Source organism: Burkholderia sp. APQ4-4ca (assembly GCF_057837105.1).
Window position 1 is genome coordinate 29,543 of the sequence record NZ_JBYQCG010000064.1, and the last position, 26,116, is coordinate 55,658.

A 26,116-nucleotide genomic window follows, 5' to 3' on the forward strand; every position below is an offset into this window, starting at 1 on the left:
CCGGTCCGCATGCGGGCCACATTATCCGGCCGAAGCCGCCGCGCGCCAATCGGCTAGAACCGCAGCGACAGGCAGGTCAGGCCGCCGTCCATCTTGCGGAACTCGCTCGTGTCGATCACGTGCAGCGACATGCCGAGCGACGCGATCGCGTCATGCACGCGCGGATAGCCGGCCGGCGTGATCAGCGTGCCGTTCACGCGCAGCGTGTTGCCCGCGTATTCGTCGGCGGCCGGGATCGCGATCCGGCGATAGTCGGCGAACGCCGGATGCGCGGCCAGCGCGTCGGTCACGAGCAGCGTGTCGTCGCCGAGCGCGTTGACGACCGATTTCAGGTGGAGGCCGGCGCCAACCGGCACCGCGACGACCGAGTAACCGTAGCGCGACACCAGCGACTCGAACGCGGCGATGCCTTGCGCGTCGGTACGGCTCGTCAGGCCGATGAAGAAGCGCTTGCCGACCAGCATCACGTCGCCGCCGTCGAGGCGGCCCTGCTGCATCGGCAGCAGTTCGCGATGCACGCGCAGCGCCGCTTCGATGTGCGCGATCTCGCCGCGCCGGGCGGGCGCGCCGGGGCGCGTGATCACCGCGAATTCGGGCGTGACGACCGCGACGTCCTCGACGAAATGCGAATCGGGAAACGCATCGAGCGGCGGCAATTCGGTCAGCTCGACGCCGAGCATGCGCAACGCGTCGCAGTATGCGTGGAACTGCGCGAGCGTCTTGTCGTAATCGGGTGCGCCGAGTTCGGCGGTGGTCAGGCCCGCGCCGCAGGACGGCGCGGGACGGCGAACGATCGCTTGCGTGAATTGCATCGACTCCTCCATGATCTGCGCCGCCTCCGTGCGACGCACGGGCCGGCGGCGTTGTATCCGGACCATTATCGGAAGCCAAATTACGCAATTCGCGTCGATTTCGGCGGCGCCGACAGCCGATTGCGTCGAATTGCGCGCAACACGCAGCGGATTCGGCAGACAGGCCGCCCGCCGTCTCGCGAACGGCCGTTTCGCCGCCTGCATGCGCGTTACGCGCCGGGTTCGAATCCCATCTGCAAACGGCCGAGCGCCGTGAGATCGCCCTCCCCGGCGCGGCCGTCGAAATCGACCTCGAAATGATCGGCCGGGAAATCGGGCGGGCTGTCGCCGCGCAGGAACGCGCGCCGCTGCCGCTGCAGGTACGCATCGTTCTTCGCACAGCCGGGCGCGGCCGCGATGTACATCACGTTGCTGTCGCCGCTGCCGCGATGTGCATCCTCGACCGCATGCACGACATCGCCGTGCCAGAACACCGCGTCGCCCGGTTCCATGTGCGGGATCGGCACCAGTGCGTCGAGCAGCAGCGCGTGCCATTCGGGGCGGATCGACAGCGCGCGGCCGGGACGCGCGCCGCACAGGTCGTCGTCTGCGACGTCGTCCTGCAGCGCGCGCAGCACGACATAGGCCATCGCGGTCGCGACCGGAATCAGCTGCAGCGTGCCGTCGCCGGGCCCCTGCGGCGTCAGCGCGGTCCAGCCCTGGAAGGTGCGAAACATCGAACACACGGCCGGCGACGGAATCTCCTCGACGTCGGGGCGGAACGCCGCATCGAACGGATCGTAATCGCGCCACCGGCCGGCCAGCACGTGGCGATAGACCTGGCGGAAATTCGTGCCCAGCCAGCGCTCGACGGAGCCGCCATCGACATGCGGCGACAACCCGAGCGACGTCGACCCGGGCGGCCGGCGACGAATCCGGTCCGCATACGCGGGCACCTGGTCGGGATCGAAATGCGTGCGCGCGCCGTCCGCATGCCGCCACAGACGGTTCAGGAACACCCGTGCCTGCGTGAGCGCCGGCGACTGGCGCGCGGCCACCTGCGGCTTCGACCAGTAGACGCCGTAGATCTGCGGCTTGCCCGACGCGAGGTTGCCGAAGTAGCGGTCTTCCGCGCGCGCATGCAGCCGGTCGGTGAAGCGGTTCGCATCCAGATACGCGCCGATCTCGTCGTTCCAGTCGCGTGCCTGCCGCGCATCGAACACGCCGCGGATCACGACCGCACCACGCGTGCGGATCGCGGCGATCGCGAGCGGATCGACGGTCCCGCCCGCGATATCCGCGAACGGCACGACCGGAATCACGTCGTCGCCATGCGCGTGCGCGCGGCGGATCGCATCGACCTGCCGCGCGATGTCGCCTTCCACTTCGCGGAACGTGGCCGCGTAGCCGGACAGGTCGGTGCGCAGCGCCCGTTTCGCCGTGCGGATCGCGGCCGGCAGATCGTCAATCGTCAGATGCATCGCTTGTCTCCTCGCTGAATCGCGTTCTGATGAGCACTCAGCGTACGGCCGCCGCACGGTCGCCATCGACACTATTCGGCCAATAATCGATACAATCCTGACAACCGCGTGTTACTCGGCACGATGGCAGACCACGCACAGCTTGTTGCCGTCCGGGTCGCGGAAATACGCGCCGTAGTAGTCGCGGTGATAGTGCGGCCGCAGGCCCGGCGGCCCTTCACAAGTGCCGCCGTGCTGCAGCGCCAGCGCGTGGCAGCGGTCGACGTGCGCGCGGGTCGGCGCGTCAAACGCGATCGTGTGGCCGTTGCCCGGCTCGGGCGGGCGGCCGTCGAGCGGCTCGCCGAAGAAGAACAGCGGCCGATCGGCGTCGGCCGGCATCCAGCCCGACCAGCCGTCCGGTTCGCGGAATTTCAGGCGCAGCCCGAGTTCCGCGAACAGCGGCGCGTAGAAATCGTAGGCGCGCGCCGTATCGCCGACACCCACGCAAACATGTGAAAACATGGCATCGCTCCGTCGTGAAGATCGTTCACGATCATGCCACGGCGCGCTGCCCGCTCCCACCGGAGGCGCGATGAAACCGCAATACGAGCACGTAACGTTCGCGTCCGGCTGTTCGATCCGTGTGTATCACCGCCAGCTCGCACGCATTCCGTTCGAGTGGCATCGCCATCCCGAGTACGAACTGACGCTGACGCTCAACAGCCGCGGCCAGCGCTTCATCGGCGATCACGTCGCGCGCTACGCGGATGACGATCTCGTGCTCGTGCCGCCCAACCTGCCGCATACGTGGTCGTCGAACGCGCGCATCGATCGCGACGCGCCCGAGGTCGCGCTCGTCGTCTGGTTCGACGGAGACTGGGTACGGCGGCTGGCCGACTGCTGTCCCGAATACGCGCCGCTGCGCTCGCTGCTGCGGCGCGCGGCGCCCGGCCTGCGCTTCGACGTGGAGACGGCCCGCGCGATGCGCGCGCGGCTGTCGCGGTTGCTCGATCCGTCGCCGCGCATGCGGCTCGCGGCCACGCTCGATACGCTGGCCGATCTCGCGGAAGCCGGCGGCGAACCGCTCGCCACCGCGCAGGCGTACGAGCGGCCCGACGGCGCTCCATCACCCGCCGGCCCGGTGGCCCCCGAAACCGAACGCCTCGACCGCGTGCTCGACGCGATCGACCGGCAGTTCCACGAACCGCTGCGCATCGACGCGCTCGCGGCCCTCGCGCACCTGTCCGAACGCACGCTGCAGCGGCTGTTCGCGCGCCATCTCGGCGAAAGCGTCGGCCGCTACGTGCAACGGCTGCGGCTCGCGCACGCGTGCCGCCATCTCGTCGGCACCGACTGGCCGATCGCGACGGTGGCCGCGCGCTGCGGCATTCCGAATGCCGCGAACTTCAACCGCCAGTTCCTCGCCGCGCGCGGCATGACACCCGGTGCGTACCGCCAGTTCTTCAAGCAGCACGGCCACGCATCCGACGACGGCGCGCCCGCGCTCGACGCGCGACCGCCGTCGCTGGAGCGTCGCGCCGGATCGCGCGAGCGCCGGCCGCCCAAATGAAAACACCCCGACGGGCGGACCCGTCGGGGTGTCGTGGCGTGGCGATTGCCCGACGCGAGCGGCCTGCCGGCCGTTCGCGCCGCACACGATTTAACGTGCGTCGATCGGCTTCGCTTCGCGCGGCGTATCGCCGATGAACAGCTGGCGCGGACGGCCAATCTTCTGTTCCGGATCGGCAATCATTTCGTTCCACTGCGCGATCCAGCCGACCGTACGTGCCATCGCGAAGATACACGTGAACATCGACGTCGGGATGCCCAGCGCGCGCTGAACGATACCCGAGTAGAAGTCGACGTTCGGATACAGCTTGCGCGACACGAAGTATTCGTCCTCCAGCGCGATCTTCTCGAGCTGCATCGCGAGCTTGAACAGCGGGTCGTCATGCAGGCCCAGTTCGTTCAGCACTTCGTAGCACGTTTCGCGCATCAGCTTCGCACGCGGGTCGTAGTTCTTGTACACGCGGTGACCGAAGCCCATCAGCTTCACGCCCGAATTCTTGTCCTTCACCTGCTTGATGAATTCGGGGATGTTGTCCGGCGAACCGATCTGCTCGAGCATGTTCAGCGCGGCTTCGTTCGCACCACCGTGCGCCGGGCCCCACAGACAGGCGATACCGGCCGCGATACACGCGAACGGGTTCGCACCCGACGAACCGGCCAGGCGGACCGTCGACGTCGATGCGTTCTGCTCGTGATCGGCGTGCAGGATCAGGATACGATCGAGCGCGCGGACGAGCACGTCGTTGACCTTGTACTCTTCGCACGGGTTCGAGAACATCATGTGCATGAAGTTCGCGCTGTACGACAGTTCGTTCTTCGGATAGACGAACGGCTGGCCGATGCTGAACTTGTACGCCATCGCGACGAGCGTCGGCAGCTTCGCGATCATGCGGATCGCCGACACTTCGCGGTGACGCGGATCGTTGATGTCGAGCGAATCGTGATAGAACGCCGACAGCGCGCCGACGGCCGCCACCAGCACCGCCATCGGGTGCGCGTCGCGACGGAAGCCACGGAAGAAGAAGTGCATCTGCTCGTGCACCATCGTGTGCTTCGTGACGGTGTCGACGAATTCCTTCTTCTGCGCGGCGTTCGGCAGTTCGCCCTTCAGCAGCAGGTAGCAGGACTCGAGGAAGTCCGCGTTCTGCGCGAGGTTGTCGATCGGGTAGCCGCGATACAGCAGTTCGCCCTTGTCGCCGTCGATGTACGTGATCGCCGAATTACAAGCTGCCGTCGACATGAAGCCCGGGTCGTACGTGAACTTGCCGGTCTGGCCGTACAGCTTGCGGATGTCGATCACGTCCGGGCCCATCGTGCCCTTGTAGATCGGCAGTTCGACGCTCGGCGAGTTGTCGCTGAACGATAGCGTGGCTTTAACATCAGACGGAGTCATGGCACATCCTCAATCGAAATAAAGAAACGGGATTCGATAACGGGCGCAGCGTGTTACACCTTGGCGTTACACGTTGCGCAGCATCTCCAACAGCCGGCGAATGTCCGGGCTGTCTAGGTCGCCCTCTGGTTCCTTGCGCGCGAGGAGCAAGTCCATCAGGTCGTTGTCGCTCAGATCGAGCAGGCGCGACAACGCGCCTACGTCTGCATCGGTGAGGTCATGCTCGTATCGGCTGAAGAAACGCTCGAAAACGATGTCGTTCTCCAGCAGACCCCGCCGCGCACGCCAGCGAAGGCGCGCGCGGCGGTGCGGGTCGGATTGATGCGAATCGTCGCTCATCAATCTTTATACCGCGCGGCGAACCATCAGTTCCTTGATCTTGCCGATCGCCTTCGTCGGGTTCAGGCCCTTCGGGCAAACGTCGACGCAGTTCATGATCGTGTGGCAACGGAACAGACGGTACGGGTCTTCCAGGTTGTCGAGACGCTCGCCGGTGGCGGTGTCGCGGCTGTCCGCGATGAAGCGGTAAGCCTGCAGCAGGCCGGCCGGGCCGACGAACTTGTCCGGGTTCCACCAGAAGCTCGGGCACGACGTCGAGCAGCTCGCGCACAGAATGCACTCGTACACGCCGTCGAGTTCGTCGCGCTCTTCCGGCGACTGGAGACGTTCCTTCTCCGGCGGCGGCGCGTCGTTGATCAGGTACGGCTTGATCGAGTGGTACTGGTTGAAGAAGTGCGTCATGTCGACGATCAGGTCGCGCACGACGGGCAGGCCCGGCAGCGGACGCAGCACGATCTTCTGCGGCAGGTCGTTCAGGTTCGTCAGGCACGCGAGACCGTTCTTGCCGTTGATGTTCATCGCGTCCGAACCGCACACGCCTTCACGGCACGAGCGGCGGAACGACAGCGTCTCGTCCAGTGCCTTCAGCTTGACCAGCGCGTCGAGCAGCATGCGCTCATGCTGGATCTCGAGCTCGTACGTCTGCATGCGCGGCGCTGCGTCCTTGTCCGGATCGTAGCGGTAGACTTCAAAAATGCGTTTTGCCATTTCGGATTCCTTTGACTCGGCTTAGAACGTGCGCGGCTTCGGCGGCACGGATTCGACCGTCAGCGGCTTCATTTGAACCGGCTTGTAGTCGAGGCGATCGCCTTCGCTGTACCACAGCGTGTGGCGCAGCCAGTTGTCGTCGTCGCGATGCTCGTAGTCGCTGTGCGCGTGTGCGCCGCGGCTTTCCTTGCGTGCTTCGGCCGACACCATCGTGGCGCGAGCCACTTCGATCAGGTTCTCCAGCTCGAGCGCTTCGACGCGCGCGGTGTTGAACACCTTCGACTTGTCCTTCAGGTGGATGTTTTCCACGCGTGCCGCCAGGCCGGCCATCTGCTCGACGCCTTCCTTCAGCAGCGCCGACGTGCGGAACACGCCCGCGTGCTTCTGCATCGTCGCGCGGATGTCGTTCGCGACGTCCTGCGTGTACTCGCCCGAGCTCGACTTGTCGAGCTTCGCGAGGCGCGCCAGCGAGAATTCGCCTGCATCGGCCGGCAGCGGCTTGTGTTCCTTCTGGTTCTTCACGTGCTGAACAATGTGGTTGCCGGCCGCACGGCCGAACACCACGAGGTCCAGCAGCGAGTTCGTGCCGAGACGGTTCGCGCCGTGCACCGACACGCACGAGCATTCGCCCACCGCGTAGAAGCCGTTGACCGGCTCCTTGTGATCGCGCGACGTGCCGACGACCTGACCGTGGATGTTGGTCGGGATGCCGCCCATCTGGTAGTGGATCGTCGGGACGACGGGAATCGGTTCCTTGATCGCGTCGACGTTCGCGAACTTCAGCGCGATTTCGCGGATCGACGGCAGACGCTTCATGATCGTCTCGGCGCCGATGTGCGACAGGTCGAGCAGCACGTGATCCTTGTTCGGACCGACGCCGCGACCTTCCTTGATTTCCTGGTCCATCGAACGCGACACGAAATCGCGCGGCGCCAGATCCTTCAGCGTCGGCGCGTAGCGCTCCATGAAGCGCTCGCCGTTCGCGTTGCGCAGGATACCGCCTTCGCCGCGCACGCCTTCGGTGATCAGCACGCCCGCGCCGGCCACGCCGGTCGGGTGGAACTGCCAGAACTCCATGTCCTGCAGCGCGATGCCCGAGCGTGCCGCCATGCCGAGGCCGTCGCCGGTGTTGATGAACGCGTTCGTCGACGCCGCGAAGATCCGGCCTGCGCCGCCCGTCGCGAACAGCGTCGTCTTGCCTTCCATGATGTAGACGTCGCCCGTCTCCATCTCGAGGGCCGTCACGCCGAGCACGTCGCCGTCCGCATCGCGGATCAGGTCGAGCGCCATCCATTCGACGAAGAACTGCGTCTTCGCTTCGACGTTCTGCTGGTACAGCGTGTGCAGCAGCGCGTGACCGGTACGGTCGGCGGCCGCGCAAGCGCGCTGGACCGGCTTCTCGCCGTAGTTCGCGGTGTGGCCGCCGAACGGGCGCTGGTAGATCGTGCCGTCCGCGTTGCGGTCGAACGGCATGCCGAAGTGTTCGAGCTCGTACACGACGTTCGGCGCTTCACGGCACATGAACTCGATCGCGTCCTGGTCGCCGAGCCAGTCGGAGCCCTTGATCGTATCGTAGAAGTGGTAGTGCCAGTTGTCTTCGCTCATGTTGCCGAGCGACGCGCCGATACCGCCTTGCGCGGCCACCGTGTGCGAACGAGTCGGGAACACCTTCGACAGCACGCCGACCGACAGCCCCGCGCGCGACAGTTGCAGCGCTGCGCGCAAGCCGGAGCCGCCTGCGCCGACGATCACGACGTCGAATTTGCGGCGCGGGAGGGAAGTTTTGATTGCAGCCATTCTTTACACTCTCCAGAGAATCTGCGCGGCGTAGCCCGCACATGCGAGCAGCCAGACGATGGTCAGCGATTGCAGCAGCAGGCGCACACCGACGGGCTTCACGTAGTCCATCCAGATGTCGCGCACGCCGACCCATGCGTGGTAGAAGAGGGAAAGCAGCATCACGAAGGTCGCGAGCTTCATCCATTGCGCGGCGAAGATCGATGCCCAGCCTTCGTACGAAAAATCGTGCGCGCCGAAGAACAGGACGAGCAGAATGACCGTGTAGACCGCCATGATCGTGGCGGTGACGCGCTGCGCGAGCCAGTCGCGCAGGCCGTAGTGAGCGCCGACGACGAGGCGCTTCGAGCCGATTCGGTTGTTGGCTGCCATTTTCTTAGAATGCTCCGAACAGTTTGAGTGCCATGGCGATCGTCAGCGCGATCGAGACGACAAAGACGACGACGGCCGTCCGCTTGCCGCCTTCCTTCGAGACGGCGTCGTGGTTGACGTCCATCAGCAGGTGGCGAATGCCGGCGCAGAAATGGTGGAAGAAGGCCCACGACAACGCGAGGACGATCAGCTTGACGACGATGTTGGAGAGGAAAGCCTTGAAGACTTCGAAGCTGAGCTCGGAGGTGAGGCTCTGGTCGAAGAGGAACAGCAGGAACGGCAGGAACAGGAACAGCAGCGCGCCGCTGACTCGGTGGAGAATCGACAATATCGCCGCCAGGGGCATGCGATATTTCAACGTGATGTCGCCGATTCCGATGTTCCGGTATTCCGGCCTCGGCTTTCTTACTGCGTCAGTCATGCTAGACCCCTACTATGTTGTCACACTAATCCGCGATTTTAGCGCCTTTTTATATCGCGCTGCAGCGAAAGTCTGCTCTGGATAATTGCGCGAATACGAACAAAGGCGGCCCGAAACGTGCTCCGCGAGCGTGGGAAACGCGATGCACGCGGCTGAGCCGAACGTCGTCAGCTCAAGTCATTCTGATAGTAGTACCCGGTTGTGACATACCAGCCGCGACGCACTTCCACCGGCCGGTCCCCATACGTATAGGACACGCGCTCGACCGACAGCAGCGGGAACCCGGCCGGCACGTGCAGCAGGTCGGCCACCGCCGGATCCGCAGCGACCGCGCGGATCTTCTCCGTCGCGCGGATCATCCGCGTCCCGAACTCCGTCTCGAACATCGCGTAGAGCGGCCCCTTGTACTCGCTCAGCCGCTCGAACGTCAGCCCGCGGAACATCGCGCCCGGCAGCCAGATCTCGTCGAGCACCGTCACTTCGCTGTCGAACTCCAGCAGGCGGCGCACCTGCACGACCGAATCGGCGGGCTTCAGGTCGAGTTGCCGCGCGATCTCGGCCGGCGCGCGAAGGCGCCGGCATTCGAGCAGCCGGCTCACGTGCGGGTGCTCGGCGCCGTCGTCGGCCAGCAGACGCAGAAAGCGGAATTGCGCGCGATCTTCGTTGTGCGTTGCAACAAAAGTACCCTTGCCCTGCCGCCGGACCACGAGGTTTTCGGCGGCCAGCTCGTCGATCGCCTTGCGCACGGTGCCCTGGCTGACCTTGTAGCGGGCCGCGAGCTCGACTTCGCTGGGGATGATCTCGCCCGGCTTCCATTCGCCGGATTCGAGACTTTGCGTGATCAATGACTTGATCTGCTGGTATAACGGGCTGAACGTCGGCGACGCGGAGGCCGCGGGCGAGGCTGCGGGATCGCCCGCGCCCGGCTGCCCTGGGCTGCCTGCGCCGGTCTGATTCGCGGTGTTCGCCTGGTTCGATGTCATGGCGCGCATTTCATCACAAACCGCACTTTTTCGTCCACTCAATTTCCGCAAAACATCTGTCTTATATAAGACATATGATACCATTTGACTTTGCGCGTGACGGCTCCTACACTCCCGGTCGAGCAAGGGTTCGCGGGTGCAACAGCGCGTCCCCGGCTACGTGCCACGGCCGTCTCCAGGTTCACCGCGTCCGCCATCGCGAGTCCTCCGCCCTGCTTCAATGCAACGCTACGCACAACGCGCATAGAATGGCGTTTTCGCTCGCGTCCAACGCTTCATCCGTCCTGGAGATTTTCAATGGCTAAGCCCGCAAAGCGCGTTGCCGTCACCGGCGCCGCAGGTCAAATCGCTTACTCCCTGCTGTTCCGCATCGCGAACGGCGACCTGCTCGGCAAGGATCAGCCGGTCATCCTGCAACTGCTCGACCTCCCGCAAGCCCAAGGCGCCGTCAAGGGCGTCGTGATGGAACTCGACGACTGCGCGTTCCCGCTGCTCGCCGGCGTCGTGATCACCGACGATCCGAAGGTTGCATTCAAGGATGCAGACGTCGCGCTGCTGGTGGGTGCACGCCCGCGCTCGAAGGGCATGGAGCGCAAGGACCTGCTGTCGGCGAACGCCGAAATCTTCACGGTTCAGGGCGCCGCGCTGAACGAAGTCGCGAGCCGCGACGTGAAGGTGCTGGTCGTCGGCAACCCGGCGAACACGAACGCGTACATCGCGATGAAGTCGGCGCCGGATCTGCCGAAGAAGAACTTCACGGCCATGCTGCGCCTCGACCACAACCGCGCGCTGTCGCAACTCGCCGCCAAGTCGGGCAAGCCGGTCGCGTCGATCGAGAAGCTCGCCGTGTGGGGCAACCACTCGCCGACGATGTACCCGGACTTCCGCTTCGCGACCGCCGAAGGCGAATCGCTGCTGAAGCTGATCAACGATGACGTGTGGAACCGCGACACGTTCATTCCGACCGTCGGCAAGCGCGGCGCGGCGATCATCGAAGCGCGCGGCCTGTCGTCGGCCGCGTCGGCAGCCAACGCGGCGATCGACCACGTGCGTGACTGGGTGCTCGGCACGAACGGCAAGTGGGTCACGATGGGTATCCCGTCGGACGGCTCGTACGGCATCCCCGAGGACATCATCTACGGCGTGCCGGTCACCTGCGAAAACGGCGAGTACAAGCGCGTCGAAGGCCTGGAAATCGACGCATTCTCGCGCGAGAAGATGGACGGCACGCTGGCCGAGCTGCTCGAAGAGCGCGACGGCGTCGCCCACCTGCTGAAGAACTAAGCATCATGCATCATGCCGGGCGGCCTTCGGGGCGCCCGGCTTCGGCACGGGCCGGCACGCCGCCGGCCCTGCCGGCCGATCCGATTCGCGCACGCTTTGCCGCCCGCGCTTCGCCGCGCACCGGCCCAGAGCCTGCCCGAATCCGATTTCCGCCACGTTGATCCGCTTCCCTGACGTAGAAGAGATGGCCGCGCTCACTCCTGCACAAGTGCTGTACGACGGGGCGTCCCCGCCCGCGATCCTGCCCTGCTGCGATCACTACGCGGGCAGCGAGAAGCTGATGCGCAAGTCGCTCGCGCTGCAGGCGGAGCTGGGCCCCGTGTTCGACCTCACGCTCGACTGCGAGGACGGCGCGGCCGTCGGCCAGGAAGCCGCGCACGCGGCGCTCGTCGCCGATCTGCTCGGCAGCGCCGAGAACCGCTTCGGCCGCGTCGGCGTCCGCATTCACGACTTTTCCCACCCGCACTGGCGCGACGACGTGCGTATCGTGCTGCGCGCATCGCGCGCCCCCGCCTACATCACGCTGCCGAAGATCGCGAGCGCCGCCGACGCGGCCGAAATGACCGCGTTCATCGAAGGCACGCGCCGCGAGCTCGGCATCGCGCAACCGATCCCGGTCGACGTGCTGATCGAGACGCACGGCGCGCTCGCGCAGGCAGCCGCCCTCGCCGCGCTGCCGACGGTCGGCACGCTGAGCTTCGGGCTGATGGACTTCGTCTCCGCGCACCACGGCGCGATTCCCGATTCCGCGATGCGCTCGCCCGGCCAGTTCGACCACCCGCTCGTGCGCCGCGCGAAGCTGGAAATCGCCGCCGCCTGTCATGCGCACGGCAAGACGCCGTCGCACAACGTGACCACGGAAGTGCGCGACATGGCCGTCGTCGCAGGCGATGCACGCCGCGCGCGCGACGAATTCGCATTCACGCGGATGTGGAGCATCCACCCCGCGCAGATCCGTCCGATCGTCGACGCGTTCGCGCCGCGCGTCGACGAAGTCACGCTGGCCGCCGAGATCCTGCTGGCCGCGCAGGCCGCCGACTGGGGCCCGACGCGCCACGGTGATACGCTGCACGATCGCGCGAGTTATCGTTATTACTGGTCGGTGCTGCGCCGTGCGCGGGCCACCGGCCAGCCCTTACCGGACGAGGCCGCGCCGCTGTTCGGCCCGGCCGCCGAGGGCGTCGCGCCGTGAGCGTGCGCCGCCCGTCGATGCACGCATTTCATGCATTCGCGGTTTCGCCAACCGGACAGACGTTTGCGAAACGACAAAAAACGTAACGGAGCCCGAAAACCTGATATATGCGCGGCCAAATAGGTGAAAATAGCGGCCGCTGCGCGCTTTCGGGGCGCGTGCAGTTTCAAACCGGCCGGCAGTTTCGATTGCCGGCCCTTGTCAACTGATTATCGAAAGGTTCTGACTCCATGAAGAAACTCCTGATCGCTACCGCCATCGGCGCCTTGTCCGCCACGATGCTGGTGTCGGCTCCGAGCGCGTTTGCCCAGGGTACGGCCACCACCGCGAAGAAGGCCACGGCCAAGCGTCCGGCGCCGGCCAAGCGCATCATCCCGCGCAGCAAGAAGGCGCAGGCACGCGCGGCCGCCAAGGTCGATCCGGTACCGGACGGCGCGGTCAAGTGGTCCTGTAAGGAAGGCCTGTCGTTCGACCTCGCCGGCGACATGAAGCGCGACCAGGTCGTCACGGTTCACTGGGCGAAGAAGAACTACAAGCTGCCGCGTCAAGCCACGACGACGGGCGCCGACACGTTCTACGATCCGGCCGCGGGCTTCAAGCTGGTCGTGATCCCGACCAAGGCGATGCTGTTCTCCGACGCAAACGGCGGCGAGCGCCTCGCGGACGAATGCGTGACGCCGGAAATGGCGCAAGGCACGGCAGCACCGACGCAGTCGAACGAGCTGAAGCCGGCAACGAACTAAGCGCGTTCCCTCCGGCCCCTCGATGTCCGCCCCGGTCTCCAACGTCCGCCCCGCGCCGGATTCGGTACTCGTCGACATCGTCGACTACGTGCTGAACACCGGCATCGACAGCGCACTCGCGCTGGAGACGGCGCGTCATTGCCTGATCGACACGCTCGGATGCGGACTCGAGGCGCTGTCCTACCCTGCCTGCACCAAGCTGCTCGGCCCCGTCGTGCCCGGCACGATCGTGCCGAACGGCGCGAAGGTGCCCGGCACGTCCTTCCAGCTCGATCCCGTCCAGGCCGCGTTCGGCATCGGCGCGATGATCCGCTGGCTGGACTTCAACGACACCTGGCTCGCCGCCGAATGGGGTCATCCGTCCGACAACCTCGGCGGGATCCTGGCGACGGCCGACTGGCTCTCCCGCACGGCCCGCGCGGCCGGCCGGAAGCCGCTCGCGATGCGCGACGTGCTGATCGCGATGATCCAGGCCCACGAGATCCAGGGCTGCCTCGCCCTCGAGAATGCGTTCAATGCCGTCGGGCTCGACCACGTGCTGCTCGTGAAGGTCGCGTCGACGGCCGTCGTCGGGCGCCTGCTCGGGCTCACGCGCGACGAGCTGATCAACGCTGTGTCCAACGCGTTCGTCGACGGCCAAGCGCTGCGAACCTACCGCCATGCGCCGAACACCGGTTCGCGCAAATCCTGGGCGGCCGGCGACGCGACGTCCCGCGCGGTGCGCCTCGCGCTGATCGCGAAGACGGGTGAAATGGGCTATCCGTCGGCGCTCACCGCCAAAACCTGGGGCTTCTACGACGTGCTGTTCGACGGCAGGCCGTTCCGCTTCCAGCGCCCGTACGGCACGTACGTGATGGAAAACGTGCTGTTCAAGATCGCGTTCCCCGCCGAATTCCATGCGCAGACGGCCGCCGAGGCCGCGCTGCAGCTGCATGCGCAGCTCGCCGCGACGGGCCGCACGGCTGACGACATCGCCCGGATCACGATCCGCACGCATGCAGCGGCGATCCGCATCATCGACAAGCAGGGCCCGCTCGCCAATCCGGCCGACCGCGACCACTGCATCCAGTACATGGTCGCCGTGCCGCTGCTGTTCGGCCGTCTGACCGCGGCCGACTACGAAGACGCGGCCGCCGCGGACCCGCGCATCGACGCGCTACGCGCGAAAACCGTGTGCGTCGAGGATCCGCAGTTCACGAAGGATTACCACGATCCGGACAAGCGATCGATCGCGAATGCGCTGACGATCGAGTTCAAGGACGGATCGAAGCTTGCCGAAGTGGCGGTCGAGTATCCGCTCGGCCATCGGCGGCGCCGGGCCGAAGGCGTCCCGCTGCTGGTCGATAAATTCCGGACCAACCTTGCGCGCCGCTTCCCGGCCAAGCAGCAACAAGCGATTCTCGACGTGTCGCTGGACCAGGCAAAGCTCGAAGCGATGCCGGTCGATGAGTACGTCGACTTGTACGTGATATAGCCGTCATTTACAGGACTCTTTGTTTCCTAGCCTTAAACCCAGGAAAATCACCATGGCCCACAATCTCCACAAGACCCTCAAGGAATTCGACAGCGGTTCCGGCAAAGGCAAGTTCTACTCGCTGCCGCAGCTCGGCAAGGAACTGAAGACGAAGATCGAACGCCTGCCGGTGTCGATCCGCATCGTGCTCGAGTCCGTGCTGCGCAACTACGACGGCAAGAAGATCACCGAAGAGCACATCGAGCAGCTCGCGAACTGGAAGCCGACCGCGAAGCGCGTCGACGAGATTCCGTTCGTCGTGTCGCGCGTCGTGCTGCAGGATTTCACGGGCGTGCCGCTGCTCGCCGACATCGCGGCCATGCGCGGCGTCGCCGAGCGCACGGGCAAGAACCCGAAGAAGATCGAGCCGCTGGTCCCGGTCGATCTCGTCGTCGACCACTCGGTCCAGATCGACTACTTCCGCCAGAAAGACGCGCTCGACCTGAACATGAAGCTGGAATTCCAGCGCAACAACGAGCGCTACCAGTTCATGAAGTGGGGCATGCAGGCGTTCGACACGTTCAAGGTCGTGCCGCCGGGCGTGGGCATCGTCCACCAGGTGAACCTCGAGTATCTGGCGCGCGGCGTCCACAAGAAGACGGACGGCGCCGACACCGTGTACTACCCGGACACCCTCGTCGGCACGGACAGCCACACGACGATGATCAACGGCATCGGCGTGGTCGGCTGGGGCGTGGGCGGCATCGAGGCGGAAGCCGGCATGCTCGGCCAGCCGGTGTACTTCCTGACGCCGGACGTCGTCGGCGTCGAGCTGAAGGGCAAGCTGCGCGAAGGCGTGACGGCCACCGACCTGGTGCTGACGATCACCGAAATGCTGCGCAAGGAGAAGGTCGTCGGCAAGTTCGTCGAATTCTTCGGCGAAGGCACGCGCTCGCTGTCGCTGCCGGACCGCGCGACGATCGGCAACATGGCGCCCGAATACGGCGCGACGATGGGCTTCTTCCCGGTCGACGAAAAGACGATCGACTACTTCGAAGGCACGGGCCGCACGAAGGCCGAAATCGCCGCGTTCGAGAACTACTTCAAGGCGCAGAACCTGTTCGGCATCCCGAACGCCGGCGACATCGACTACACGAAGGTCGTGACGCTGGATCTGACGACGGTCGCTCCGTCGCTGGCCGGCCCGAAGCGCCCGCAGGACCGCATCGAGATCGGCCACGTCAAGTCGACGTTCACCGACCTGTTCTCGAAGCCGGTCGCGGAAAACGGCTTCGCGAAGAAGGCGGACGACCTGGGCACGCAGTACACGACGAGCAACGGCGTCGACGTGAAGAACGGCGACATCCTGATCGCCGCGATCACGTCGTGCACGAACACGTCGAACCCGAGCGTGCTGCTGGCCGCCGGCCTGCTCGCGAAGAAGGCGGTCGAGGCCGGCCTCACGGTCGATCCGAAGATCAAGACCTCGCTCGCGCCGGGATCGCGCATCGTCACCGAGTATCTGACGAAGACGGGCCTGCTGCCCTACCTGTCGAAGCTCGGTTTCGAAGTCGCGGCGTACGGCTGCACGACCTGTATCGGCAACGCGGGCGACCTGACGCCGGAACTGAACGAAGCGATCACGAAGAACGACATCGTCGCGGCGGCCGTGCTGTCCGGCAACCGTAACTTCGAAGCGCGTATCCACCCGAACATCCGCGCGAACTTCCTCGCGTCGCCGCCGCTCGTCGTCGCGTACGCGATCGCCGGCAACATCACGCGCGACCTGATGACCGAGCCGGTCGGCAAGGGCAAGGGCGGCCGCGACATCTACCTCGGCGACATCTGGCCGACGAGCGAAGAAATCCACGCGCTGCTCAAGTTCGCGCTCGATCCGAAGAAGTTCGAGGACAACTACTCGAAGCTGACCAAGAAGGGCGACCTCTGGAGCAAGATCGAGGGCGAGACGGGCGAGGTCTACGACTGGCCGAAGTCGACGTACATCGCCGAGCCGCCGTTCTTCGGCAACGACTTCTCGATGGAACCGGCTGCGTCGATCCCGACCGTCAAGGGCGCGCGCGCACTGGGCATCTTCGGCGATTCGGTCACGACCGACCACATCAGCCCGGCAGGCTCGATCAAGGAAGACTCGCCGGCAGGCAAGTGGCTGAAGGAAAACGGCGTGCAGAAGGCCGACTTCAACAGCTACGGCTCGCGCCGCGGCAACCACGACGTGATGATGCGCGGCACGTTCGCGAACGTCCGGATCAAGAACCTGATGATCCCGGCGAAGGCGGACGGCACGCGCGTCGAAGGCGGCCTGACGATCCACCAGCCGAGCGGCGAACAGCAGTCGATCTACGATGCAGCGATGCAGTACGTCGCCGCCGGTACGCCGACCGTCGTGTTCGCGGGCGAAGAGTACGGCACGGGCTCGTCGCGCGACTGGGCCGCGAAGGGCACGCAACTGCTCGGCGTGAAGGCCGTGATCGCTCGCAGCTTCGAGCGCATCCACCGCTCGAACCTGGTCGGCATGGGCGTGCTGCCGCTGCAGTTCAAGGGCGCGGACAGCGTGCAGTCGCTCGGCATCACCGGCGAAGAGACGTACGACATCGAAGGCCTCGGCGACGACTTCAAGCCGCAGCAGGACGTCACGCTCGTGATTCACCGCAAGAACGGCGAAACGCAGCGCGTGCCGGTGCTGCTGCGTATCGATACGCCGATCGAAGTCGACTACTACAAGCACGGCGGGATCCTGCCGTTCGTGCTGCGCTCGCTGCTCGCCGCGTAAGCGCCCTGCTTTTGCAGGTGCCGCAGCCGCCTCGCGGGCGGTTGCGGCCGATTTGGATGCCCGACCTCGTGTCGGGCTTTTTTTCGCCTGCCGCTCGGTTGGCGCGCGGCGTAGCGCCGACCGCGCGGCAGCGCCCTGCTTTCGCGGGATGCCACCGGCCGGCATCCGGCTCGCGCGTCACGCCGCCTTGCTGCTTCGCACCTTCGCGCCCGCGGAGGAACCCGCCCGCGCGTTCTTCTTCAGATGCGTGCGGTTGTATTCGATCGCCTCGCGCACGAGGTTTTTCAACGCCCGCTTGTCGAGCTTATCGCCTTCGAAGAAATCGATCGCGCGCCGCGCATTGCCTTCGAGACCGTCGTTGAACAACTGGTCGGGATCGGGCAATTTCGCGCCGTGCATGAACGTCAGCTTCACCTTGCCCTTGTGCGCGTTCGCGACCGCGATCATCCCGTCGCACGACCACACGGGGCTGCCCATCCACTTCCATTCCTCGACGATGCGGTCGTCGCTCGCGAGGATCGTCCGGCGCAGCTCGGCGAAGGTCTTGCCGCGCCAGTCGGCGATGCCGGCGATCAGCGCATCGATGCGCTCGGCTGGCGTGAGGTCCGTTGCACTCATGCGTGGGCCTCCGTTTGCGAGTCAGGACGCGACAGCACCTGTTCGAGCGATTCGAAGAACCGTACCCAGCCGTGCTGCGCACCGCGATACGCCTGCTCCTGATCCGCGCGGAAGCCGACCTGCTCCATGCGCAGGTGCGTGCCGGCCGGCGTCGGCGTGAGTGTCCACGTGACGACGCTTTCGAGGCCGTGGGCCGCCCACGTATAGGACAGCGTGCGGTGCGGCTCGATCGCGAGGACCGTGCAGTCGACCGAGCCCCAGTCCGCGCGAAAGGTGAACGCACGGCCCGCGACGGGCTCGAAATCGCTCGTCATCAGCCACGCCTCGATCAAGTGCGGTTGCGTGAGCGCGCGCCAGATCTTCTCCGGCGGATGCGGCAGCTCCCGGTCGACGACGACGGAGCGCGTTTCGGTAGAGGCTTGGTTCATGACTGATCCATCCTTTTGAGCAGATCTTCGAGGGCATCGAACCGGCGCTGCCAGAAGCCTGCCATCTGGCTCGTCCAGTCGATCAACGGGGCCAGCGCTTGCGGCTGCGCGCTGTAGTGCGTCTGCCGGCCTTCGTGACGGTCGCTCACGAGCCCGGCCTGCTTCAGTACGCCCAGATGCTTCGATACCGCCGGCTGCGACACGCCCGCATGGGTCGTCAGCGCGGCAACCGTCAGTTCGCCCTCCACGCAGAGCCGCTCGAAAAGCGCACGGCGCGTGGGGTCGGCGAGTGTCCGGAAAAGCGTGTCCTGAGCGTTTTGCATAGTGTCCAAAATCCATAACCGACTGGTTATGGATTGAAGGATAGCGGCCAGGCAGCGAGTGTCAAGGAGGAATTTTGCTGACGTCCACGATCGTGGCGACGAGGCCTGTGGCAAGGAAGATTGCGAGAAGTCTCCACACTACGCAGCCGGAATCCAGCCCTTTCTATTTCTTATTCAATCGTCGCGTACAGTCCGGCGCCACGCATCAAGCGCTCTCATGTTCGGGCTTCCATGCGTCGCAGTTGTCGGAAAAAGTCATCTTCCACCAGGTTACGCCTTAAAAACGAGCCGCCGAGTTGTATCAGAAACAGCAAGACGAACCCGCCTATACAGGCCCAAAACCAGCCTTGAGATGCGTTGAGGGCATGCAACGCAATCATCATCACGAGCAGGCAGCAACTCCCGCCCACGGTGACAGACAAGCTCAGCAGACGCGCATAGGCTGCATCGACGCGAGGCACAGGAACGAACTCGGTTCCAACCAGGTTCAGCCGCACCTTTTGGGCGCTAACTGAAGCAATCAGTTGCGCGCCCTGGCCATGCGCGACCATCTGCGCCGCGAGCGCCTGAAGCAAGAGCGCATTTACCGGCCCCGGTTTGCCGATCGCGCGATCGACGTCGTGCACCGGCAGCTCCGGGCTTACGTCCTTGATGGCGCCCAGCGTTGCATGACGGCCCTGGGACGGTAGATCACTCATCCAGGCGTGCCGGATTCGCCGGCGTGGCGTCTGCTCCGAGGACAGCAGCATCTCCAGGCCGTCCACCACGGAATCGGACGGCATCGCGATCGGGCGGAATAATCGCGCCTGCGGCAAGACCGTTGCCTTGAGGCTCGCGGCTACACGCGGCGACGTAAGCAACATCGCCACAGCGGCCTCGGACCAGACCGGCTCGATGCGCTCCGCATGCAGTTGGCAGGCCAGCAACAGCCGGAAATCGGACGTCCAGTCCTTGTCGAACCACGTGTCGATATTCGCCTCGTTCGCATCGAACGGCACCCACAAGAACTGCACGAGATTGGGTAGATTCAGTTTTTTCCAGACCGCTCGCAGTTCGGCCAGATCGTCCTTGTTGGCGGATTGCAGGATCACGTCGATCGCATGACCCGACGCATCATGACGCACGAGGCTGGCCGAAAACCGGCTCGTCAGTTGCTCCAGTACCACCGCAAGCCGCGATACGCCTGCCGAGCCTTCCGTTTGCGGCAAAGGCAGGATCTTGCCGGGGTTGATCGGCGCGCTGCCCTCCAGGCCAAGCAGACGTTCGCCCAACTCGGGCTCGGCCGTCAACGCGATGCTATCAACGATCATCACATGAGCTTGTGCCCATTGCCGCCATGCAGCCCGCTCGGCGCGGCACAGGAAATTCCACCAATCAACCCGCTCGATCCAATCCTCGTAGCCGGAATAGATCGCCGAGCATACGCCGCCCGATATCAGCAGCGGCAACAGGAACGCGCGCACGAAGAATGGTTCGGACATCACCGGTTTACCCTGCTCCCAGTTGAATACCGTGATGAGTATGCCGGCGGTCTGTATGACGACTACGGCAAGCACACACCACCAGATCGAGGGCGGCTTGCCGTACTGATACTCAGCGACACCTGGGAGGGCCCATGTTCTGCTCATACGATTTTCATCCCCGTGCTGCTGGCGATCACCTGGCTGCCGCACCGCGTTCGGCACATATGCACAGCCCATTTCCGGCCGCCTTCGCTGTAGCCCTCGGCACATTCAACGATCGCGTTGTCACCGTGCTCCGGACACGAGACGATGTCATGCAACAACGCGACCTTGCGGCCGTCGAGGTCGAACGTCGATGAAGCGGTCTTTACGATGCCGCCGTGTGTCGTCGCATCGCCTATGCATATTGGGTTCTTCATGATGATGTGGTGCGTGTACGGTGATATGAACGGAGCGCCTCACTGAAGCATCAGGGGCATATTTTTCATCGGCGTTTGCACTTCACTGAGGTATCAACGGCGCATCCGGGTTGGTTGGTTTGATCGATGTGTCGCAGGTGATTCGGTCCTGGCCGGAGGGCGTAACGACACCATATAAGTAGTCCGGTCGCTTAGATGTGGAAAAGGTTGAACCGTGTATCCCGGGTGGATAGGGCTTGCTCAAATCGATCCCAGGAACTAACGGGTACTCTTTAACATAAGCACTACCGCCCTCGTTTCCATAATCGACCTGAGCAAAAAATAATCGATCATTCGTTGCAGAAAACGTATATCTTTTCGAATCCTCAAACGGATTGAAGCTATGATCCGCGTAGACCTTCGTGGCGAACGTTTTTCCACCATCTGTCGAGTACCAAAACGGCACTACGCAACCTTTTTCACCATTTCCACAAACCAGTCCATTTGGGTAGGCCAAAGGCAACACAATATTCTGACCGCTCGGATCGGCATTAATGATGCGGCCCTGGAAATTTTCAAACATGCCTCGCCCTAAAAATTTTCGAATCCCAGCACGGGTGTCGTTGTAGTACGACTCCCCGTGATAACAGTCCCGGTAACGTTCCAACGTTACAAAGCGGTTGTCATCAATCCGATAGATCACTTGTGGCGGCGAATCATACGGCAACTCCTTGAGCGCTGAGCTCATGAAATCACTAAGCCCGAAGGCCGGACGGCGCGGAGTCTGCGCGGTGCACCCTTGCATCAGGGCGATCAGCGCAATTATGGTCATGACGTTTTTCATCGGCGTTTGCACTTCACTGAGGTATCAACGGCGCATCCGGGTTAGTTGGTTTGATCGATGTGTCGCAGGTGATTCGGTCCTGGCCGGAGGGTGTGCGAAGCTTTGAGAAAACACTAGGCCGCTTTGATGCAGCGAAACTCCCGCCCCGGACGCCAGGAGGATAGGGTTTGCTTAAATCAATGCCTGGCACCATCGGATATTCGACAACGTAGGCGTCATTGTCTGCCGATCTATTGGAGACATAGAGTCGGTCGCCGGTTACAAAGACCGAATAGTCCCGCGAATCCTCGAACGGATCAAAGCTGTGTTTCATATAAACCATTGCGGAAAAGTTCCTCCCACCGTCCGTCGAATACAACAATCCAACGTCAACTCCGTGATCTGATGTTCCAAGATGCGGTGGCGCACCGGACGGAAATGCCAAATTTTTCCCGGTCATATCGGCATTAATGAGTCTACCTTGGTAATCTTCGATACTAGCCCTACCCAGGCCCGTTTTTATACCAATGCGCGTATCGTTGTAATAGGCTTGACCATAATTGCAGTCTCGATAGTTCTCGAGCGTAACAAAGCGATGATCATCGATCCTATAAATTATCTGAGTCGGCGAATCATAGGGAAGTGCATTTACACGTAAAAAATTACCCAATGAGAATATCTGCCTTTGCTGTGCCGCACATCCCTGCATCAGGGCTACCAGTACAACGATAACAATCGAGCACCTCATCACGCCCCTCCTTTCCACTGCTGCTGCCGCAATTGTTCAGCTTCGGCCTTGCTTTGTTCCTCGGCCACCGTGTCCCAATCGATATAGGCAGGTTTAACAATGCTTTGGGGAGCGCCAAGCTCGAAATAATCGTCATAGCCCTGCGTCCAGTCGGCAGACTTCATCAGGAGGGTCCAGAACGCCGGCTTCTCATATGCATCACAAAAGCCGATTGGGAGATCGTAGGCCACCACTCGGCGCATGAACGCCTGATGCTGCGGCAACGTGCTGTGATTAGTCGGCTCGGCGAGATAGGTATCGAGTCGGTGCAGCATTTCGTCTTGGGTCTCAAGTCGATTTGCGCGTTTGGACCTGTAAATATCCTCGGTAGTAACGGTACGTGCGGGCTGAAAAATCGAGCGCATGTACCGGTAGTCGGGATCAGCGTATTGGCCCTGGTTCGGATCGATTGGATTCTTGACCCACTTACCCATCTCTGGTGCGGTCAGCCGAGATAAATCGAAGTATTTCATTTCCTCTTCCGTGACCGGATTCGGCACCTGCTCGGCATTGATCGCCACCGTTTTATCGGGATGCGGTACCGCCCATAGCTTCACGAGGGGCGTAAAGATATTCCGGTTGCCGTTCCAGAAATCGGTAGACTTTGTTCCAGGTACAAGTTTGTCTTCGGGAGTCGGTGGCAGCGTGCCGAATCTCTTTGCACCAGGCGCATCGCCCACCGGCGTACCGCGCGCCAGCATGCGCTGCTTCACGATGTCATCCAACTCTTTAAGCAATTCGTCATCCACGCCCTGCCAGCCGATGCTTTGCAGCGGCACCGCGCCCATTACTCGATCATGCGGCGTGAAGTACACGTACAGCCGGCCATGATTGTCGCGCTCATGCAGGCCGGACTTGCGCTGGTTGTCAGGCCGCCAGAAATCCATGTCTTCGGACGCGCCGCACTGAAGCTGTTTCAATTCCGCCTCAGTGAAAACACGCTTGTCCTGCTTGATCCGGCTTGCGATATTCCTGAACGTGTTGACGCGTGCCTCCGGTGTGGGACGCTCCGCACCGCAGGCCAGCGCGTCCGTGATCTTGTCATCCAGGGCATAAGGCGAATTCATCACGAACACGGCATCGGGCGCGCGCGTCTTGCATAAGGCGGTCGCCGCCAGCGCGATCATCGTCCCTTGGCTATGCGACATCACTGACACCGTATCGCGCGGGCACTCGTTTCGAATCCGATCGATCAGGTCGGCCAGCCGTTGAGCCGCGTGCGCGTAGTACGTGCGCGGAGGGGCGTCCTGCAATTGGCGATCAGCCTCCGTATTCAACGACTCCATGTCGAACCTGAACACATGACGCTTGAATCCCTCGCAACTCCACAACTGCGGCAGGTTGTTGGTGCCATTCTGGAAAGGGCCGCCGCCCCAATACCACGGACCGTTCTCGTTCGTGCACGCTGGCGCCCAGATATCGAAGCCGCGCGGATTGCGCATCGGGATGCGCCAGTTGCGCTCGGTCCCAGGAGCTGCGCTGTAGCCCCAATAGAAGCGGATCACGGGAGAATGGCCGCTCCACTCTGGATCAAGCTGGCGAGCGATCGGCATATCAGTTTTCTTATCGTAGGTAATGTATCTGTTCTCTCTGAGCTTCCAACCGTCAGCACGATTCAAGCGCACATTTAGTCCTTCACACAACGCCTTTTCAGCCGCGTCGTACCACTCCCCCGTGGAATTCACACCATGCACAAAGATGATGACGCCGGGCATATGAGGCGGAATTCGACACTCTGCCCGCACCTGAAAACTGCTCGGCGTGTGATAAGACTCCCAATACGGTTGCCCAAGATGATCGCGCTTCATCGGCACGATGCGCGTTGCAGTGTCATGTTGATAGAGCTGCGCCGCATCGTCATCGTCGCCCGTACCATCTGACTGGTTTGACTGGTCGGTCATGAATCAGGCTTCCTTATTGTTCTGAAGCAGCAGCTTGAGCCCTCGCGCAACTTCCTGCCGGCTCAACGAAGTCTCCCCCTTGCCGTTGGTGACCCCCTCGATAATCTGCCCGCTAGCCAACTGAATCTTGTACGGCCGGTTCACAATTGGTCGGCCGGTGATGTCGTCGCTGAGAACGAAGCGCTCATCGTTCGCGATATCGGTCTGGCTGAATTTCGGCAGTGGCAGCGACAGCGCACCCGGTCCTTCCTTCTGGATTTCGATGATCTTGAGGATAAGGCAACCAGCCCCGCCAATCTCGACGTTATCGCCGTGTACCTTGATGTAAGCCGTGCCGCCGCCGCCGAGCACGACCCCGTTAGCGGCATTGACCGTTGTAGTACCGTCGGCACTGGTGATTCGCATGTCTTTCTGCGCCACCATCTCCATTGCATCCGACTGCGCCTGGATTTGAACTTTCCCGCGCGCGGCATAGAGCTTGATGCCGAACTTGTGCGCAAACAGCGACAGCACCTCGCCTGCCGCAATAGCAACATTCCGAATCGCATTCACGTTGAATCGCGCCGACGTACCGACGCTCACGTCCTTGCCCGCCGACACCATCACCCGATCCGGCGTCGCCAGGCCAATGCCGTTCGGTGCGGACAACGCGATCACGGCCGTCTTCAGACTAGCGAGTTCGTCCTTCAGCCACGCGTTCTCGGCCTTCAGGTCCGCGATCTCCGCATGCGCAACGGCTGCGGCGTTGGTCAATCCCTGAGCCTGTGCCTGCGTCAATGCAAACTGGTTCGTCATCGGCCGCGTGTCGGACGACTGTCCAATCGCCTTCTCCTGCCTGTCGGACGACACCAGCAGGCCGCCACCCGCACGGACGTGCCCCCGCTCGTCGGTACGCAGTTCGAAGCCCTCGCCGCGCAGTCGCTGGTCCCGGTCCACCGTATAGCCGAGATTGAGCTGCGTCTTGCCGTGCTCTGTCGCGACCTTGATGTGTTCCTGGCCCTCCCGGTCATCCAACTCGACGGTGTTGTTCGAGCGCGTGCGGATCGTGTTGCGCGTGCCCCAGGGGACGCCCGCGGCAATCGGATCCGTATGCTGCGCGGTATGCAGCACGTGACTGATGAATGGCAGGTCCACACAGCCCCACAGGAAGCTCACGCCGACCACGGTGCCGTCAACCAGCCCAAAATGAAAACCCGTCTGGTTCGGCCCCGCGAACGGCTTTGCCAGCCGCATTGGACAGCTTTGCAGACCGGGCGCCCGCGTGTCTCGATCCAGATGGAGATCCACGATGTATTCGCCCTGACCATCCAGATAAGGATCCCTCCAGCCTCCCGACGAAGCGATCGTCCCGGTTATGACACCGTCGATCCGCGGCCACGTTTCTTCCATCAGCGGCATTCGATACTGGCGATCGGACGGAATCGCGTCGAATTTCACGTGATACGCACTCTTCCGGCTCGCGCCGCACGTCACCCGCACTACAAGCAGGCCATGCTTCGCATCAGACAGCGTCCGGTTGGACAGTTTCAGCACCGAACCGGGCGTGAGGTCCAGCATGTCGCACTCGCCGCGATATGCGACCTGTCCGGTCAGCGCTGCTTCGCGACGCAATTGCGCTTCCTCCTTCGCCTCGTCCTCGCTCTGATTCGGCATCCCCCAGGTATACGCTTCACCATACGTGGTGCGGTCGTCGCGGATCGGGCTGACAGCCTCGATCGGATTCGAGATCGCCGCTTCGGTATTGAAAGTGCGCACGATGTAGGTTGCCGGCAACGTCGTCGCGCGCATTTCGAGCGCGCTGACCGATTCGACACCTCCCGCCTCCAGGCCGCTGTACGGCCGGTACGCAACTGTCAGACGCTCGGGATCGCGGCGGTAGTGCGCATAGTCGTCGCCGAAGCGCACCTGCTCGCAATGCTTGCCTTCCTCGCACACGAACCAGATGCCAGAGCGTCTGCACAAGCGCGTAATGAACGCCAGGTCGTCCTCACCCCATTGCATCACGAAGCTGCGCTTGCGATAGGTACGATGTAGCTGGAATTCAAAGCGCACGAAGATCTGATTGAACTCATGCTCCCG

Annotated in this window: 25 protein-coding genes; 6 read left to right on the forward strand and 19 right to left on the reverse strand. The window is 63.4% G+C overall.

Annotated elements, in window-relative coordinates:
- Window positions 1-53 precede the first annotated feature (53 nt).
- The 3 genes from AC3IFE_RS04410 to AC3IFE_RS04420 all read right to left on the reverse strand — a co-directional run bounded on the left by AC3IFE_RS04410 (window position 54) and on the right by AC3IFE_RS04420 (window position 2,773).
- Window positions 54-812 (reverse strand): dimethylarginine dimethylaminohydrolase family protein, encoded by a 759-nt coding sequence (locus tag AC3IFE_RS04410; RefSeq protein ID WP_489189712.1) that lies wholly within the window; start codon window positions 810-812, stop codon window positions 54-56.
- A gap of 209 nt (window positions 813-1,021) precedes the next feature.
- Window positions 1,022-2,272 carry a DUF1479 domain-containing protein gene (locus AC3IFE_RS04415; RefSeq protein ID WP_489189713.1) on the reverse strand — a complete coding sequence of 417 codons (1,251 nt, stop codon included), beginning with the start codon at window positions 2,270-2,272 and terminating at the stop codon, window positions 1,022-1,024.
- Window positions 2,273-2,383: 111 nt separating this feature from the next.
- Window positions 2,384-2,773, reverse strand: a complete 390-nt coding sequence (locus AC3IFE_RS04420) for a VOC family protein (RefSeq protein WP_489189714.1) — start codon at window positions 2,771-2,773, stop codon at window positions 2,384-2,386.
- A gap of 70 nt (window positions 2,774-2,843) precedes the next feature.
- Here AC3IFE_RS04420 and AC3IFE_RS04425 point away from each other — a divergent pair, with 70 nt between their 5' ends.
- Window positions 2,844-3,821 (forward strand): helix-turn-helix domain-containing protein, encoded by a 978-nt coding sequence (locus AC3IFE_RS04425; RefSeq protein ID WP_489189715.1) that lies wholly within the window; start codon window positions 2,844-2,846, stop codon window positions 3,819-3,821.
- 90 nt (window positions 3,822-3,911) lie between these two features.
- Here AC3IFE_RS04425 and gltA read toward each other — a convergent pair whose 3' ends face one another.
- The 7 genes from gltA to AC3IFE_RS04460 form a co-directional block, all read right to left on the reverse strand.
- The gene (gene gltA, locus AC3IFE_RS04430; RefSeq protein ID WP_089469367.1) at window positions 3,912-5,213 is read right to left on the reverse strand and encodes a citrate synthase; all 1,302 of its coding nucleotides are present in this window, start codon (window positions 5,211-5,213) and stop codon (window positions 3,912-3,914) included.
- A gap of 66 nt (window positions 5,214-5,279) precedes the next feature.
- Window positions 5,280-5,552, reverse strand: coding sequence for an FAD assembly factor SdhE (locus tag AC3IFE_RS04435; protein WP_089469366.1), 273 nt, complete (start codon window positions 5,550-5,552; stop codon window positions 5,280-5,282).
- Between the two features lie 6 nt (window positions 5,553-5,558).
- Window positions 5,559-6,260, reverse strand: coding sequence for a succinate dehydrogenase iron-sulfur subunit (locus AC3IFE_RS04440; RefSeq protein ID WP_006479352.1), 702 nt, complete (start codon window positions 6,258-6,260; stop codon window positions 5,559-5,561).
- 21 nt (window positions 6,261-6,281) lie between these two features.
- Window positions 6,282-8,057 (reverse strand): succinate dehydrogenase flavoprotein subunit, encoded by a 1,776-nt coding sequence (gene sdhA / locus AC3IFE_RS04445; RefSeq protein WP_089469365.1) that lies wholly within the window; start codon window positions 8,055-8,057, stop codon window positions 6,282-6,284.
- 3 nt (window positions 8,058-8,060) lie between these two features.
- A complete protein-coding gene (gene sdhD, locus AC3IFE_RS04450) occupies window positions 8,061-8,429 on the reverse strand; it encodes a succinate dehydrogenase, hydrophobic membrane anchor protein (RefSeq protein ID WP_006487767.1) in 369 nt (122 codons plus the stop codon).
- A 4-nt stretch (window positions 8,430-8,433) separates the two neighbouring features.
- The gene (gene sdhC / locus AC3IFE_RS04455; protein WP_059582807.1) at window positions 8,434-8,850 is read right to left on the reverse strand and encodes a succinate dehydrogenase, cytochrome b556 subunit; all 417 of its coding nucleotides are present in this window, start codon (window positions 8,848-8,850) and stop codon (window positions 8,434-8,436) included.
- Between the two features lie 167 nt (window positions 8,851-9,017).
- Window positions 9,018-9,833, reverse strand: coding sequence for a GntR family transcriptional regulator (locus AC3IFE_RS04460; RefSeq protein WP_489189716.1), 816 nt, complete (start codon window positions 9,831-9,833; stop codon window positions 9,018-9,020).
- 297 nt (window positions 9,834-10,130) lie between these two features.
- Here AC3IFE_RS04460 and AC3IFE_RS04465 point away from each other — a divergent pair, with 297 nt between their 5' ends.
- The 5 genes from AC3IFE_RS04465 to acnA all read left to right on the forward strand — a co-directional run bounded on the left by AC3IFE_RS04465 (window position 10,131) and on the right by acnA (window position 17,296).
- Window positions 10,131-11,117 (forward strand): malate dehydrogenase, encoded by a 987-nt coding sequence (locus AC3IFE_RS04465; RefSeq protein WP_006479357.1) that lies wholly within the window; start codon window positions 10,131-10,133, stop codon window positions 11,115-11,117.
- A 184-nt stretch (window positions 11,118-11,301) separates the two neighbouring features.
- The gene (locus tag AC3IFE_RS04470) at window positions 11,302-12,309 is read left to right on the forward strand and encodes an HpcH/HpaI aldolase/citrate lyase family protein (protein WP_489189717.1); all 1,008 of its coding nucleotides are present in this window, start codon (window positions 11,302-11,304) and stop codon (window positions 12,307-12,309) included.
- A 230-nt stretch (window positions 12,310-12,539) separates the two neighbouring features.
- Entirely contained in the window at window positions 12,540-13,052 is a 513-nt protein-coding gene (locus tag AC3IFE_RS04475) for a hypothetical protein (protein WP_301739157.1), read from the forward strand.
- A 22-nt stretch (window positions 13,053-13,074) separates the two neighbouring features.
- On the forward strand, window positions 13,075-14,526 hold the full coding sequence (locus AC3IFE_RS04480) for a bifunctional 2-methylcitrate dehydratase/aconitate hydratase (RefSeq protein ID WP_489189718.1): 1,452 nt from the start codon (window positions 13,075-13,077) through the stop codon (window positions 14,524-14,526).
- Window positions 14,527-14,578: 52 nt separating this feature from the next.
- A complete protein-coding gene (gene acnA, locus AC3IFE_RS04485; protein ID WP_089469360.1) occupies window positions 14,579-17,296 on the forward strand; it encodes an aconitate hydratase AcnA in 2,718 nt (905 codons plus the stop codon).
- A 177-nt stretch (window positions 17,297-17,473) separates the two neighbouring features.
- Here the strand turns inward: acnA and AC3IFE_RS04490 are convergent, their stop codons facing one another.
- From AC3IFE_RS04490 to AC3IFE_RS04530, 9 genes are all read right to left on the reverse strand, one after another.
- Window positions 17,474-17,914 carry a DUF1801 domain-containing protein gene (locus tag AC3IFE_RS04490; RefSeq protein WP_489189719.1) on the reverse strand — a complete coding sequence of 147 codons (441 nt, stop codon included), beginning with the start codon at window positions 17,912-17,914 and terminating at the stop codon, window positions 17,474-17,476.
- Window positions 17,911-18,342: an SRPBCC family protein gene (locus tag AC3IFE_RS04495; protein ID WP_489189720.1), complete on the reverse strand. Its 432-nt coding sequence runs from the start codon at window positions 18,340-18,342 to the stop codon at window positions 17,911-17,913. The genes AC3IFE_RS04490 and AC3IFE_RS04495 overlap by 4 nt, the downstream gene beginning before the upstream one ends.
- Window positions 18,339-18,665 (reverse strand): ArsR/SmtB family transcription factor, encoded by a 327-nt coding sequence (locus AC3IFE_RS04500; RefSeq protein ID WP_489189721.1) that lies wholly within the window; start codon window positions 18,663-18,665, stop codon window positions 18,339-18,341. The genes AC3IFE_RS04495 and AC3IFE_RS04500 overlap by 4 nt, the downstream gene beginning before the upstream one ends.
- Window positions 18,666-18,880: 215 nt before the next feature.
- Entirely contained in the window at window positions 18,881-20,293 is a 1,413-nt protein-coding gene (locus AC3IFE_RS04505; protein ID WP_489189722.1) for a hypothetical protein, read from the reverse strand.
- Complete coding sequence (locus AC3IFE_RS04510) at window positions 20,290-20,547, reverse strand: PAAR domain-containing protein (RefSeq protein ID WP_089469356.1); 258 nt, start codon at window positions 20,545-20,547, stop codon at window positions 20,290-20,292. The genes AC3IFE_RS04505 and AC3IFE_RS04510 overlap by 4 nt, the downstream gene beginning before the upstream one ends.
- 82 nt (window positions 20,548-20,629) lie before the next feature.
- The gene (locus tag AC3IFE_RS04515) at window positions 20,630-21,370 is read right to left on the reverse strand and encodes a T6SS immunity protein Tli3 family protein (protein WP_489189723.1); all 741 of its coding nucleotides are present in this window, start codon (window positions 21,368-21,370) and stop codon (window positions 20,630-20,632) included.
- A 13-nt stretch (window positions 21,371-21,383) separates the two neighbouring features.
- Window positions 21,384-22,097, reverse strand: a complete 714-nt coding sequence (locus AC3IFE_RS04520; RefSeq protein ID WP_489189724.1) for a T6SS immunity protein Tli3 family protein — start codon at window positions 22,095-22,097, stop codon at window positions 21,384-21,386.
- Window positions 22,097-24,037, reverse strand: coding sequence for a T6SS effector phospholipase Tle3 domain-containing protein (locus AC3IFE_RS04525; protein ID WP_489189725.1), 1,941 nt, complete (start codon window positions 24,035-24,037; stop codon window positions 22,097-22,099). Before AC3IFE_RS04525 ends, AC3IFE_RS04520 begins: the two co-directional genes overlap by 1 nt.
- Before the next feature lie 3 nt (window positions 24,038-24,040).
- Window positions 24,041-26,116: type VI secretion system Vgr family protein (locus AC3IFE_RS04530; RefSeq protein WP_489189726.1), on the reverse strand; the 2,076-nt coding region annotated here is incomplete at its 5' end.

What these genes read in the sequence shown, in the direction of transcription:
- AC3IFE_RS04410 (WP_489189712.1), bottom strand. Translation starts at nt 812, where the DNA reads ATGCAATTCACGCAAGCGATCGTTCGCCGTCCCGCGCCGTCCTGCGGC.
- AC3IFE_RS04415 (WP_489189713.1), bottom strand. Translation starts at nt 2,272, where the DNA reads ATGCATCTGACGATTGACGATCTGCCGGCCGCGATCCGCACGGCGAAA.
- AC3IFE_RS04420 (WP_489189714.1), bottom strand. Translation starts at nt 2,773, where the DNA reads ATGTTTTCACATGTTTGCGTGGGTGTCGGCGATACGGCGCGCGCCTAC.
- AC3IFE_RS04425 (WP_489189715.1), top strand. Translation starts at nt 2,844, where the DNA reads ATGAAACCGCAATACGAGCACGTAACGTTCGCGTCCGGCTGTTCGATC.
- gltA (WP_089469367.1), bottom strand. Translation starts at nt 5,213, where the DNA reads ATGACTCCGTCTGATGTTAAAGCCACGCTATCGTTCAGCGACAACTCG.
- AC3IFE_RS04435 (WP_089469366.1), bottom strand. Translation starts at nt 5,552, where the DNA reads ATGAGCGACGATTCGCATCAATCCGACCCGCACCGCCGCGCGCGCCTT.
- AC3IFE_RS04440 (WP_006479352.1), bottom strand. Translation starts at nt 6,260, where the DNA reads ATGGCAAAACGCATTTTTGAAGTCTACCGCTACGATCCGGACAAGGAC.
- sdhA (WP_089469365.1), bottom strand. Translation starts at nt 8,057, where the DNA reads ATGGCTGCAATCAAAACTTCCCTCCCGCGCCGCAAATTCGACGTCGTG.
- sdhD (WP_006487767.1), bottom strand. Translation starts at nt 8,429, where the DNA reads ATGGCAGCCAACAACCGAATCGGCTCGAAGCGCCTCGTCGTCGGCGCT.
- sdhC (WP_059582807.1), bottom strand. Translation starts at nt 8,850, where the DNA reads ATGACTGACGCAGTAAGAAAGCCGAGGCCGGAATACCGGAACATCGGA.
- AC3IFE_RS04460 (WP_489189716.1), bottom strand. Translation starts at nt 9,833, where the DNA reads ATGACATCGAACCAGGCGAACACCGCGAATCAGACCGGCGCAGGCAGC.
- AC3IFE_RS04465 (WP_006479357.1), top strand. Translation starts at nt 10,131, where the DNA reads ATGGCTAAGCCCGCAAAGCGCGTTGCCGTCACCGGCGCCGCAGGTCAA.
- AC3IFE_RS04470 (WP_489189717.1), top strand. Translation starts at nt 11,302, where the DNA reads ATGGCCGCGCTCACTCCTGCACAAGTGCTGTACGACGGGGCGTCCCCG.
- AC3IFE_RS04475 (WP_301739157.1), top strand. Translation starts at nt 12,540, where the DNA reads ATGAAGAAACTCCTGATCGCTACCGCCATCGGCGCCTTGTCCGCCACG.
- AC3IFE_RS04480 (WP_489189718.1), top strand. Translation starts at nt 13,075, where the DNA reads ATGTCCGCCCCGGTCTCCAACGTCCGCCCCGCGCCGGATTCGGTACTC.
- acnA (WP_089469360.1), top strand. Translation starts at nt 14,579, where the DNA reads ATGGCCCACAATCTCCACAAGACCCTCAAGGAATTCGACAGCGGTTCC.
- AC3IFE_RS04490 (WP_489189719.1), bottom strand. Translation starts at nt 17,914, where the DNA reads ATGAGTGCAACGGACCTCACGCCAGCCGAGCGCATCGATGCGCTGATC.
- AC3IFE_RS04495 (WP_489189720.1), bottom strand. Translation starts at nt 18,342, where the DNA reads ATGAACCAAGCCTCTACCGAAACGCGCTCCGTCGTCGTCGACCGGGAG.
- AC3IFE_RS04500 (WP_489189721.1), bottom strand. Translation starts at nt 18,665, where the DNA reads ATGCAAAACGCTCAGGACACGCTTTTCCGGACACTCGCCGACCCCACG.
- AC3IFE_RS04505 (WP_489189722.1), bottom strand. Translation starts at nt 20,293, where the DNA reads ATGAGCAGAACATGGGCCCTCCCAGGTGTCGCTGAGTATCAGTACGGC.
- AC3IFE_RS04510 (WP_089469356.1), bottom strand. Translation starts at nt 20,547, where the DNA reads ATGAAGAACCCAATATGCATAGGCGATGCGACGACACACGGCGGCATC.
- AC3IFE_RS04515 (WP_489189723.1), bottom strand. Translation starts at nt 21,370, where the DNA reads ATGAAAAACGTCATGACCATAATTGCGCTGATCGCCCTGATGCAAGGG.
- AC3IFE_RS04520 (WP_489189724.1), bottom strand. Translation starts at nt 22,097, where the DNA reads ATGAGGTGCTCGATTGTTATCGTTGTACTGGTAGCCCTGATGCAGGGA.
- AC3IFE_RS04525 (WP_489189725.1), bottom strand. Translation starts at nt 24,037, where the DNA reads ATGACCGACCAGTCAAACCAGTCAGATGGTACGGGCGACGATGACGAT.